The organism is Rouxiella sp. T17 (genome assembly GCF_036663475.1).
Taxonomy (GTDB): Bacteria; Pseudomonadota; Gammaproteobacteria; order Enterobacterales; family Enterobacteriaceae; genus Rouxiella.
Genome location: NZ_JAWUEA010000042.1, coordinates 69,176 through 81,446, shown reverse-complemented (window position 1 = coordinate 81,446; position 12,271 = coordinate 69,176). Strand labels below are relative to the sequence as shown.

At 51.3% G+C, this 12,271-nt stretch carries 10 protein-coding genes; 3 read left to right on the top strand and 7 right to left on the bottom strand.

The window, feature by feature from the left end; all coding sequences use genetic code 11:
- Positions 1-32: 32 nt before the first annotated feature.
- The gene (locus SC206_RS20985) at positions 33-1,934 is read right to left on the bottom strand and encodes an ATP-dependent DNA helicase (RefSeq protein ID WP_332740491.1); all 1,902 of its coding nucleotides are present in this window, start codon (positions 1,932-1,934) and stop codon (positions 33-35) included.
- A 143-nt stretch (positions 1,935-2,077) separates the two neighbouring features.
- On the opposite strand from SC206_RS20985, the gene SC206_RS20980 reads away from it, so the two are divergent.
- A complete protein-coding gene (locus SC206_RS20980) occupies positions 2,078-2,422 on the top strand; it encodes a RidA family protein (RefSeq protein WP_332740490.1) in 345 nt (114 codons plus the stop codon).
- A gap of 328 nt (positions 2,423-2,750) precedes the next feature.
- On the opposite strand, the gene SC206_RS20975 is transcribed toward SC206_RS20980, so the two are convergent.
- The 4 genes from SC206_RS20975 to zwf form a co-directional block, all read right to left on the bottom strand.
- Positions 2,751-3,554 (bottom strand): hypothetical protein, encoded by an 804-nt coding sequence (locus tag SC206_RS20975; protein WP_332740489.1) that lies wholly within the window; start codon positions 3,552-3,554, stop codon positions 2,751-2,753.
- Positions 3,555-3,920: 366 nt separating this feature from the next.
- On the bottom strand, positions 3,921-4,562 hold the full coding sequence (locus tag SC206_RS20970) for a bifunctional 4-hydroxy-2-oxoglutarate aldolase/2-dehydro-3-deoxy-phosphogluconate aldolase (protein WP_332740488.1): 642 nt from the start codon (positions 4,560-4,562) through the stop codon (positions 3,921-3,923).
- A gap of 21 nt (positions 4,563-4,583) precedes the next feature.
- Complete coding sequence (pgl, locus tag SC206_RS20965) at positions 4,584-5,279, bottom strand: 6-phosphogluconolactonase (RefSeq protein WP_332740487.1); 696 nt, start codon at positions 5,277-5,279, stop codon at positions 4,584-4,586.
- Positions 5,280-5,322: 43 nt separating this feature from the next.
- Complete coding sequence (gene zwf / locus SC206_RS20960; RefSeq protein WP_332740485.1) at positions 5,323-6,798, bottom strand: glucose-6-phosphate dehydrogenase; 1,476 nt, start codon at positions 6,796-6,798, stop codon at positions 5,323-5,325.
- 459 nt (positions 6,799-7,257) lie between these two features.
- Between zwf and SC206_RS20955 the strand changes: the two genes are divergently transcribed.
- Positions 7,258-8,127, top strand: coding sequence for a MurR/RpiR family transcriptional regulator (locus SC206_RS20955; RefSeq protein WP_332740483.1), 870 nt, complete (start codon positions 7,258-7,260; stop codon positions 8,125-8,127).
- Between the two features lie 97 nt (positions 8,128-8,224).
- The gene (pyk, locus tag SC206_RS20950; protein ID WP_332740481.1) at positions 8,225-9,667 is read left to right on the top strand and encodes a pyruvate kinase; all 1,443 of its coding nucleotides are present in this window, start codon (positions 8,225-8,227) and stop codon (positions 9,665-9,667) included.
- A gap of 103 nt (positions 9,668-9,770) precedes the next feature.
- On the opposite strand, the gene lpxM is transcribed toward pyk, so the two are convergent.
- Both lpxM and mepM read right to left on the bottom strand, forming a co-directional pair.
- The gene (gene lpxM, locus SC206_RS20945; protein WP_332740479.1) at positions 9,771-10,748 is read right to left on the bottom strand and encodes a lauroyl-Kdo(2)-lipid IV(A) myristoyltransferase; all 978 of its coding nucleotides are present in this window, start codon (positions 10,746-10,748) and stop codon (positions 9,771-9,773) included.
- Positions 10,749-10,932: 184 nt separating this feature from the next.
- Complete coding sequence (gene mepM, locus SC206_RS20940; RefSeq protein ID WP_332740477.1) at positions 10,933-12,264, bottom strand: murein DD-endopeptidase MepM; 1,332 nt, start codon at positions 12,262-12,264, stop codon at positions 10,933-10,935.
- Between the last annotated feature and the right edge of the window lie 7 nt (positions 12,265-12,271).

Sequence of the window (12,271 nt, the reverse complement as noted above, 5' to 3'; positions counted from 1 at the left end):
ATATTAATAATTATGCGCCGTATAATAACATATTAGCGCTGCTGCAAAAACCTGATTGCCTCGTCGATTGAGCGCGTACGCGGCGTTGGCGGCAAACTGTTGAGAAATACTTCGCCGTACGGGCGCATGACTAATCGATTGTCGCAAATGACCATCACGCCGCGATCGTCGGTATCGCGAATGAGTCGCCCTACGCCCTGCTTCAGAGTGATCACCGCGTCCGGCAGTTGAACCTCATTGAACGGATCACCGCCGCGTAAACGGCAATCTTCGATACGCGCCTTAAGCAAGGGATCGTCGGGGGAGGTAAACGGCAGTTTATCGATGATCACCAGCGACAGCGTTTCGCCGCGCACGTCAACGCCCTCCCAAAAACTGCTGGTCGCTACTAATAACGCGTTACCGGCTTCGACAAACTGCGCTAACAGCTGTCCCTTGCTGGTTTCACCCTGCACCAGCACGGGCAAAGTCATGCTGGCGCGAAACTCTTCGGCCAACTCGCGCATCATCTGATGCGAGGTGCAGAGGAAAAAACAGCGCCCCTTATTGGCTTCGATAACGGGTCGCAGCATGCGCGCCAGCTGACGCGATCCGCCGCGTTCGTTAGGTGAAGGCAAATAGCGCGGCACGCAAAGCAGCGCCTGATTGGCGTAATCGAAAGGGCTCGCCAGCAGCAGCGTTTCGGCTGCGTCAAGACCAAGTCGCGCGGTGAAATGCTCGAGCTTTTCATTCACTGACAGCGTCGCAGAGGTAAATACCCACGCGCCCGGCTTGTCGTTCATTAATTCACGAAACTTGTCGGTAACCGAAAGCGGAGTCAGCGCCAGCACAAAGTGGCGGGAATTACACTCGTACCAATAGCTGAAGCCGGGCACGTTGACATCTTTAAGGCGTTTTAGACGATTACGATACAGCGTGGCGCGCTCAAACGCAGCGTCGAGCAACGCAGAGCGCCCGAGCGACAGTTTCATTACGTCATAACAAAGCTCGAGCGCATCGTCTAAAAGCACCAGCGCGCGTTGAATAGAATTATCGCTTAATACATCGCGCAGATTACCGCGAAAACCGGGCTCGCCGAGCGCGAGACGAAAATCCATCGCGCTTTGGCCTAGGCGATCGGCACTTTTTTGCAGCTGCGCCGAATCACGCACTTCGGTGCGATAGGCGATGGTAATATCTTTAGACAAATCAATGAGCTGACGGCTGGTCAGTTGCTGACCGAAATACTGACTGGCAATGTCCGGGATTTGGTGCGCTTCGTCGAAAATCATCACGTCGGCGGTCGGGATCAGTTCGCCAAATCCGCTCTCTTTGACCACCATGTCGGCCATAAAAAGGTGGTGATTGACTACAACGACGTCGGCGTCCATCGCCTTGCGGCGCGCCTTGACCACGAAACACTCTTTATACATCGGGCAATCGCTGCCGAGGCAATTATCATTGGTGCTGGTTACCAGCGGCCAGACGTAGCTATCTTCAGCCACCACGTTACAGGTGCTGATATCGCCCTCTTCCGTCTTGGCCGACCAACTGCGCAGGTGCGCTAAATCGCTCAACGACTGACTTGCCAGTTCGCCGCCCGTCATCGACTGTTGATCGAGACGTTCGAGGCAAAGGTAATTGGAACGCCCTTTTAACAGCGCCAATTTTCCCTTGAATTTCAGGGCGCTGGCCACTTTTGGTAAATCGCGGGAATAGAGCTGATCCTGTAGGGCCTTGGATCCGGTCGAAATAATGACTTTCTTGCCCGAACGCAGCGCGGGCGCAAGATAGGCGTAAGTTTTACCGGTTCCCGTTCCGGCTTCGACGACCAGCCCCTGCTTGTTTTGTATCGCCAAAGCAACGGCATTCGCCATCAGACGCTGTGGTTCACGGGGTTTGAAGCCCTCAATTTTCTGCGCCAATGCGCCGTCTGTTGCGAAATCGTCTATCACGCTAAACCCAGTATTATAAATTCAGCGCTGATTATGCCAATCCTTGCCCTGTCGTACCACCATCATCTGTAGGTCCATTGTCGTTGAATGATGTGCTACCCTGTCTGCCATCATTAAAACAGCGACTTTCAGGAGCACTCTTTATGTCAATTCAACGTATTAGACCCGAACACCGCATGTCAGATATCGTGGTTCACAACCAGACCGTTTATTACACCAGCGTCCCCGAAAATCTGGATGCCAACGCCAAAGATCAAACTGCCGAGACGTTAGCGATTATTGATGCCGCGCTGCGTGAAGTCGGTTCGGACAAGAGCAAAATTCTGGATGCGACTATTTTTCTGGTCGACGGCAATGATTTCGCCGCCATGAATGAAGCGTGGGACGCGTGGGTTTCACCGGGCAATGCGCCCGTACGTTGCACCGTTCAAGCCAAGCTGATGAATCCGAAATATAAAGTCGAAATTAAGGTTGTAGCTGCGCTTTAATTTATGCCGATTCAGTAAAATAGAGGCACAGGGCAATAAGCTTTGTGCCTCAAATTTACACACCAATTTAAGTGCGTTATTTAAAAAACAACAAATCAATTATTGATCTAAGCCCAGCGAGCTTTATAAATTCTACTTTCCATCTTGAAAACGTATTTCCGACCTCCAAAAACAATACAGAAAGAGTCAGTATCTGAGCTTTCACCCATTGTTTGAGTGTAAAGAATAAAGTCGCGCTTACAATTTAAGCTTTTTAGATTAGTCGCTGAAGGATGTTTTTCAAGGGTGTCACTCTTTTCTCTATCCGCTAAAATTAAAGAGTTTGATATCAGGAAAGTTTTTTTGTTAAAAAGTTATAAGCAACGACCCTGGATTCGGTTGATATCCAGAGCGTATTTATATCGCGACGAGTAATATCATGTGGACTCTCATACCAACCTTTTTGATTCATATAGGTAAGTTCTTCGGGCGAGTCAACTAAAATGATATCGTCAGTATTACGCGGGCGAGGATTAATATCTCCATCTTCCGAAGGATAATATCCCCTCAGAATACATTTACCTTGCTTAGCATTTTTCGCGTTTTGCGGAGTATCGCGTCCTACGGCCCAAAGGATACCGCCCCCGAGACCATCACCTTTATCAATCCATAATGATGCATGATTATCTTGGAAATCACATTCAATTGCCCTTTTATCTTTGATATTGATATACATCATATTGGTAAACTTCCCCTTAGCTTCTACAGTATCTTTGGAAAAAGGGATACCAACCGCGATGCTTCCATGGCCAACAGGACTATCTACATACGTGGCCGTATGTACCCCTCCTTGCAACTTTGATAAATCATTCCCTTTCTCACTCCAATATGTTGAACGAGTATGGTAATTTATTGCCATTACATGAGGCTGCTTTTTGGTGCGCGTAACCAATACTGAATCGATGCCGTTTATAGTCACTCTTTTCACATCGGTATAGCTACTCTTAAGGCTTTCGTCCCCTTCTTTAGGCTCCCAAATAATTTCTACGCTTGTTACTCCATTGTCGTCAACAGAGGGCCTGAGAATACGAGGAGCTATTTTATCGACACCGATAATAACATCAGGAAAAGTTGTTTTATGGGATGCGGTCATTTTGTTCTCACTTTAGTTATAAATATTAAGCTCAAGCTTGAATAGCAGCTTAAGCACGCCGCTAATATCAATTTTAATGATTAATAATCTAATTCTAGTCGTGAGCGAAAGCCTGCCTCTATAAACGCATGCATTCCAATATTGGAATTAATTCATTAATTTGCTTTTTATCTCAATGATGTTTAACCAAACATTACAACTTTAATAAAAATAAAATGTTCTAGCGAGAGAATCTGTCCCACATTTAGCCACTTTGAAAAGATATTCTGACTCGATGTTTTGAAAAAATAGTCATAAAAAAGCCTCCGCAATATCGCTATTGGGAGGCTTTATATCTGACTATTTACTCGCTAACGCCCTACACAATCAGCCTTTGGCACCCGCCACGGCTTCCCGAGCTAAATCGGTAATACGCGCGTAATCGCCGCTTTCGAGCGCATCACCAGGCACCAGCCACGAACCGCCGATGCACAGCACGCTTTTCAGCGCCAGATAATCGCGATAGTTACCCGCTGTAATGCCGCCCGTTGGGCAGAAACGCACCTGCGGGAACGGACCCGCAATTGCCTGAAGGGCTTTCACGCCTCCGTTGGCTTCCGCAGGGAAGAACTTGAACTCACGCAGACCCGCATCAAGCCCCAGCATCAGCTCCGAAACGGTGCTAATACCCGGAATGAGCGGGATAGATCCCCTGTTGGCGGCGTCGAGCAGCGCGTCGGTTAAACCCGGACTGATCGCAAACTGTGCGCCCGCGGCCGTAACCTCCGCTAGCTGCTCAGGATTCAGCACAGTGCCCGCGCCAATAATCGCCTCTGGCACTTCACGCGCGATAGCCTTGATAGCCTCGAGCGCACACTCGGTACGCAGCGTGACTTCCAGCACTCGCACACCGCCAGCCACCAGCGCTTTCGCCAGCGGAACCGCATGTTCCAGCTTGTTAATTACTATGACCGGAACCACCGGACCCGAGGTCAGGATCTGTTCTGCGCTTGTTTTCCAGTTCTTCATCTTTGTCTCCATTTATGCCCGCTAGGCGGTCCAGTAAACCTCTACCGGTGTCTGTTGCTGATTCAAGAGTGCCCTTACGGGCATGTCATTTTGATCGGTGCCTTTTTCCGCCCGCTCGTAAGCTTCGCGTTTGGATTCACCGGCCAACAGTAAATAGATCCGCCGACTGTCGAGAATAACCGGCAACGTCAGCGTCATGCGTTCAAGGGGCGCGGTGATAGGCGTTATAGCCACGCAGCGCCGCGTCGTTTGCAGGTCCAATGCCTGAGGCAATGTTGCACTGCCCGGAAACAGCGAGGCGATATGACCGTCATCGCCCATTCCCATCACGGTGACATCGGCAGGCAGCGGCAAAGCGGCCAGCGCCTCTTCCGTGCGTGCCTGACCTTCTGTCGCCGTTTCAGCCTCATTTTTCAGCGCAATAAAGGTGGCTTTCGCCACCTCGCCCTGCAACAGACTGTTGCGCACCATTTTTTCATTGCTTGATCCGTGGTCACGATTCACCCAGCGCTCATCGGCGAGAGTAATGGTGACGCGCTGCCAGTCCAGCTCTTGTCGTGAAAGCTGCCTGAACAGCTCGAGCGGCGTTCTGCCCCCCGAGACAATCAGCGTGGCCTGACCTCGTTCCGCAATGCCCTGGCGCAATGCGTCAGCCATTTTTCCGGCCAGATTTTGGTTTAGCGCCGCTGCACCGGGAAATTCGACGAAATTGGCCATGGTAGTGCCCCTTAGTCCTGACGAGCCTGTAAAAGACGGTGGATTAGCCGAACTCGTTCCATGAACGGCCATCACGGGTAATCATTGCCACCGAGGCAACAGGTCCCCACGTGCCCGCCTGATAAGGCTTAGGCGCTTCGTTTTCGGCAGACCAGGCATTCATTATGCCATCGACCCATTTCCACGCTTCTTCAACTTCGTCACGACGAACAAACAGCGCCTGAATCCCACGCATGGTTTCAAGCAGCAGACGCTCGTAGGCATCGGCAATGTGCTGTTCGTTGAAAGTTTCGGAGAAGCTCAGATCAAGCTTGGTCGTTTGCAGACGGTGCTTGTGCTCGAGGCCCGGCACTTTGTTCAGAACTTCGATTTCAATCCCTTCGTCTGGCTGCAAGCGAATGGTCAGTTTGTTCTGCGGCAGCTGCTGGTAAGAGTCGCTAAACAGATTCAGCGCTGGGGTTTTAAAGTAAACCACTACTTCTGAGCATTTAGTTGGCAGACGCTTGCCGGTACGCAGGTAGAAAGGCACGCCCGCCCACTGCCAGTTGTCGATATCTACGCGAATAGAGACGAAGCTTTCAGTATTACTGTTCTTGTTCGCGCCCTCTTCTTCAAGGTAGCCCGGCACTTTTTTGCCCTGCACAAAGCCAGAAGTATATTGGCCGCGCACGGTGGTTTCACGCACGTTGGACTGATCAATACGACGCAGTGACTTGAGGACTTTGACTTTTTCGTTACGAATGCTGTCGGTGGAGAGATCCGCCGGTGGCGACATCGCAATCATGGTCAGGATTTGCAGCAGGTGGTTCTGGATCATGTCGCGCATCTGACCCGCCTGATCGAAGTAACCCCAACGGCCTTCGATACCGACCTCTTCCGCCACGGTAATCTGCACGTGATCGATGGTGCGATTGTCCCAGTTGGAAACAAACAGGTTGTTGGCGAAACGCAGCGCCAGCAGGTTCAGAACGGTCTCTTTACCCAAATAGTGGTCGATACGGTAAACCTGAGTCTCGTTGAAATACTCGGCCACGCCGTCGTTGATTTCCTGAGAGGATTTCAGGTCGGTACCCAGCGGTTTTTCCATCACGACGCGCGCAGGCTCTTTATTCAGGCCAGCTTCGCCCAACCCCTTACAGATAGCGGCAAAAGTGCTTGGCGGCATCGCAAAGTAGTTGATGGTGGTACGCGTTTCGGTGTTGAGCATTTTGCCCAGACGATCGAAATGCTTGAGGTCGTTGACGTCAAGATTACAGAATTCCAGACGGCCGCTCAGCTTTTCCCACAGTGTCGGGTCCAGCTTCTCTTTCATAAAGGTGGTCAGCGCTTCTTTCACCACCTCGGTGTACGCCGCTTTGTCCCACTCGGCGCGGCCTACGCCGATAATTTTGGTATCGTCGTGTATATGTCCAGCTTTTTCCAGCTGATACAGGGAAGGTAACAGCTTACGGCGTGCGAGGTCGCCTTTAGCACCGAAAATAACCAGGTCGCACGCCTGGGCTGGTTGGTTTACCGCCATGTTCTTCTCCTTAGAGCAGGAATACCCTTTTTTATCGTGAAACTGAGCGGGAAGCTCTCGCGCCACGAAGGTGTTGGGTAAATTGTAATTTTATTTCAACAGAATTCGAATTTCAGCAACAATGTACTCTGATCGGGCAGAGGCAGTAAACCAAGATCTAAGGCATTAATAAATGAATAAAAAACCACAAGCTTTGTCATAGATAGTCACAGAGGCTTGATGATTGTGCCAAGTTCGCCAAATCGGCTAACCTATAATCAGCATCTGATGTAATTTTATGACAAATTTGAGCATTAATTACCATATTGAAACTTAGACCTGTGTCATGTTCTGGGAAAAAAAGCTTGGATTTCACCAGATTGTCTCTGCCACCGCGTTCAGCGCCGTAGTATATTTTCATCAAACTGACATGATTTCTCCTTTTCGTTGAAATCGATGAAACCTATTGAGTGATCGCCCATGAATACGCTGGAAAAAATTCTCGGCTTTTTGGATATCCTCAGCAAGTCTGAAAGAAAAGTTGCTGAAGTCATCCTTGCCGATCCCCAAACTGCCATCCACTCCAGTATCGCGACGTTGGCCAAGATGGCTAACGTGAGTGAGCCAACCGTTAATCGTTTTTGCCGCCGCCTCGAGACCAAGGGTTTTCCTGACTTTAAGCTGCAACTGGCGCAAAGTCTGGCTAACGGCACCCCTTACGTAAACCGCAACGTTGAAGAAACCGATAGCGTTGAGGCCTACAGCACAAAAATTTTTGAATCGACGATGGCCAGCCTCGAGCAGGTAAAAAACACGCTCGATATCGCCGCCGTCAATCGCGCGGTCGATCTGCTCACGCAGGCCAAAAAAATCTCTTTCTTCGGCCTTGGCGCGTCGGCCGCGGTCGCTCATGATGCGATGAACAAGTTTTTCCGCTTCAATATTCCGGTTATCTATTTTGATGATATCGTAATGCAGCGTATGAGCTGTATGAATTCGGGCGAAGGTGACGTGGTTGTGTTGATTTCTCACACGGGCCGCACAAAAAACTTAGTCGAGCTTGCACATCTTGCACGCGAAAACGATGCCACGGTAATTGCCATCACCTCGCGCAACACGCCGTTGGCTCAAGAAGCCACGCTTTCGCTGCTGCTCGACGTGCCCGAAGATACCGACGTTTATATGCCGATGATCTCGCGTCTGGCCCAGCTCACGCTGATTGACGTGCTGGCGACCGGCTTTACCCTGCGTCGCGGCGCCAAGTTTCGGGACAACCTGAAACGGGTCAAAGAGTCGCTGCGAGATTCGCGCTTTGATAAAGGTGTATCAGCTCCTAGACGATTTGAATAACGCGAACCTGTAAACGGATGTTTTATATTTTCTAATTTGTTACAATGTTGTTAAACACCTCGGCAACACTCTGCTTCACAAGTCAACGGAGAAAGGCATGTCCAGACGGCTCAGAAGAACTAAAATCGTCACCACCCTCGGCCCCGCAACGGACCGTGATAATAATCTCGAAAAAGTGATTGCTGCCGGTGCCAACGTCGTGCGCCTTAACTTCTCCCACGGCACTGCCGAAGATCACCAGCTTCGCGCCGATAAAGTGCGCGAAATCGCGGCTAAACTGGGTCGTCACGTGGCTATCCTCGGCGATCTGCAAGGTCCAAAAATCCGCGTGTCGACCTTTAAGGAAGGCAAAGTTTTCCTTAATATCGGCGATAAATTCCTGCTTGATGCCACCATGGGCAAAGGCGAAGGCGATAAGGAAAAGGTCGGCATCGACTATAAAGGCCTGCCTGACGACGTGGTGCCCGGCGATATTTTGCTGCTCGACGATGGTCGCGTACAGCTTAAAGTGCTCGAGGTGACGGGTTCCAAAGTGTTTACCGAAGTCACCGTAGGCGGCCCGCTTTCCAATAATAAAGGCATTAACAAGCTCGGCGGCGGACTTTCTGCCGAAGCGCTGACCGAAAAAGACAAAGCCGATATTATTACCGCCGCGAAAATTGGCGTTGATTTTCTGGCCGTTTCTTTCCCACGCACCGGCGAAGACCTTAATTATGCTCGTCGACTGGCACGCGATGCCGGTTGCCATGCAAAAATTGTTTCCAAGGTGGAACGCGCCGAAGCCGTCGCCTCTGACGCCGCCATGGACGACATCATTTTGGCCTCCGACGTCGTGATGGTCGCGCGTGGCGATTTGGGCGTCGAAATCGGCGATCCGGAATTAGTCGGCATTCAAAAGAAATTGATTCGTCGCGCACGTACCTTAAATCGCGCGGTGATTACGGCGACGCAAATGATGGAATCGATGATTACCAATCCGATGCCGACCCGTGCCGAAGTCATGGACGTGGCAAACGCCGTGCTCGACGGCACCGACGCCGTGATGCTTTCTGCCGAAACGGCGGCCGGACAATATCCTGCCGAAACCGTGGCCGCGATGGCGCGCGTTTGTATCGGCGCGGAAAAAATCCCGAGCATCAACGTCTCCAAGCACCGTTTAGAGGTTGAATTCGATAATATCGAAGAAACGATCGCGATGTCGTCGATGTACGCCGCCAACCACCTGAAAGGCGTGAGCGCGATTATCTCGCTGACTGAATCAGGCCGCACGCCGCTGATTATGTCGCGTATCAGCTCGGGACTGCCGATTTTTGCCATGTCGCGTCATGAACACACATTAAATCTTACCGCGTTATATCGGGGCGTGACGCCGGTGTTCTTTGACAGCAACAACGACGGCGTAGTGGCCGCCGTTGACGCCGTAAATCTGCTGCGCGACAAGGGTTATCTGCTTTCTGGCGACTTGGTTATCGTGACGCAGGGCGACGTGATGAGCACCACCGGCACCACCAATACCACGCGCGTGCTGACGGTTGAATAGTTAAAAGCGCTTTGCCGTGGAAAACAAAAAAACCGGCCTAGGCCGGTTTTTCTTTTATAGGCTCAAACCTATAGGGTCAAACTTAAGAGTCAAAAGAATCAGGTTATTTGCGTGGATAGAGCTCGTCACGCGAGTAAGGCTCTTTTTCGCCGGGCTTGCGGGTTTTGAGCAACTTAAGGATCCAGGTATATTGCTCCGGATTCGGCCCAACCAGTACCTCGACCTCTTCGTTCATGCGGCGTGCAATCGCGGCGTCATCGGCGGCGGCTAAATCGTACATTGGCGGACGAACGTAGATATCCAGACGATGCTCGCTGCCATTATAAGACGGAAAAAGCGGCACGATTTCAGCACGGCAGACTTTCATCAATCGCCCTACTGCGGGCAGCGTGGCTTTGTAAGTCGCGAAGAAATCAACAAATTCGCTATGTTCTGCGCCGTGATCCTGATCGGGCAGATAGTAACCCCAATATCCCTGACGCACGGAACTGATAAACGGTTTGATGCCATCGTTGCGCGCGTGCATGCGGCCACCAAAACGACGACGTACGGCGTTCCAGAGATAATCAGTCAGCGGGTTCTTTTGATTGTGGAACATGGCCGCCATTGGCTGGCCTTCTGCCGCCAGTAACATTGCCGGAATATCCACCGCCCAGCCGTGTGGCACCAGAAAAATAATGTTTCTGCCCTGCGCTTTTAAATCGTCAATAATCTGGCGATCGTGCCATTGCACGCGGCTCAGCAGCTTCTGCGGATTACCGCGACAGGCCAGCTCGGCCATCATCACCATTGACTGCGGCGCGGCGGCAAACATGTCGTCAATTATCTCTTCTCGACGCGCTTCAGAAAGTTCGGGCAGGCAGTAAAGCAGATTAATTTGCGCACGACGTCGAGCGCCCTTGGCGAATTTACCCGCCAGACGGCCAATTCCGCCCAAAATGGGGTCGCGAATTTTTGCAGGAACGTACGCCATGGCCGCCATTGCACCGACGCCCAACCACACGCCCCAGTAACGCGGGTGGTAAAAGGCTTTCTGGAACTGCGGAATAAACTCGACGGTCGATTTTTTTTCTGATGGCATGCGTTAACTCATAACTTTTCATAGTAAATGTTTCACCGGCATTTTTCGTAATACCTGTGAAACCAATCTGCTAATGATAAGTGCAGTGAATAATTTTGCAATGAATGATCTCGGCAACGCAAATTATCGCCTACCGTTAAGTAGGCGATAATTTTGACGTTTTAGGCGTTCAGCGACAGCAAAACTAGATTTTAAGCTGCGGCATAACCTCGCGCACCGTGGCCAAGTAATCTTTGAGATCTTTACCGCTCAGGCCTTCGGAACGCGGCAGTTTGGCGGTCAGCGGGTTGACGGCAATATTGTTGATCCACACTTCAAAATGCAGGTGTGGACCCGTCGAACGACCCGTGTTACCCGACATCGCGATGCGATCGCCGCGCTTGATTTTCTGCCCCGGCTTAACCAGCGCTTTACGCAGGTGCATATAGCGAGTCATATACTGGCGACCGTGGCGAATAGCGACATAGTTGCCTGCCGCCCCGCCATTTTTCACTACGACCACTTCACCGTCACCGACGGCCAAAACCGGCGTATTCACAGGCACGGCAAAATCAACGCCGCGGTGCGGAGCGATGCGACCAGTGACCGGATTAAGGCGACGCGGATTGAAATTGGAGGAGACGCGATACTGTTTGAGGGTCGGGAAACGCAGGAATCCGCGCGCTAATCCGCTACCGGAACGGTCATAGAATTTGCCGTCTTCCGCGCGAATCGCGTAATAATCTTTGCCGCCGCTGCGCATATGCACGCCACTCAGCTCGCTTTGCTGGCTTTTACCGTCGAGCATTTCACGCGACATGACAACCGAAAACTGGTCGCCCTTGCGCAGCTTTTTGAAGTCCATCTGCCATTGCAACGCCTTGATTACCGCACCAATTTCAGCGCTGGTCAGCCCTGCGTCTTTGGCGCTACTGACGAAACTGCCGTCGAGCGTGCCTTTCAGGATTTGGTCCTGCCACTCGCCTTTCAGCATTTCGGTCGACGCTTTGAAGCTGTTGCCGCTGCGGTCATAGGTGACCGTTTCGCGGCGGGATTTTTCCCAAGTCACGCGCTGCAGTTCGCCGTCGTCATTCACGGTCCACGAAAGTTGCTGGCCAATCTTCAAATTACGTAGATCGGTATCTTGAGTAGCCAACGCGGAGATGTCCGACATATCGATGCCGTACTGATTTAAAATACTGCTTAACGTATCGCCGGTGGAGACCACATATTCGTGGACGCCCTTCTCATTTTCGGTTTTATCATCAAGCTCATCTTGAGGTAAATCGGCCGTGGGAGGCGTGTCTTCATCGATGGGTTCACTGGCTTCCGGCAGCAGGGTTCGCGCCTGCTGGGCATCGAGAATAATCTGTTTGGCGATAGGTTTTGGCTGGTAACCGTCTTGATCAGTTTGATATACAAAGGGTTTCCAAACAGCAACGGCGAGAGTAACAACGGTTAACGACCCCAGCATGACGCGGTGAGGTCGAGGAAGATTGTTGAACGCCAGAGCTATTGATCGAGCGAGTAGCTGCACTTGTAAC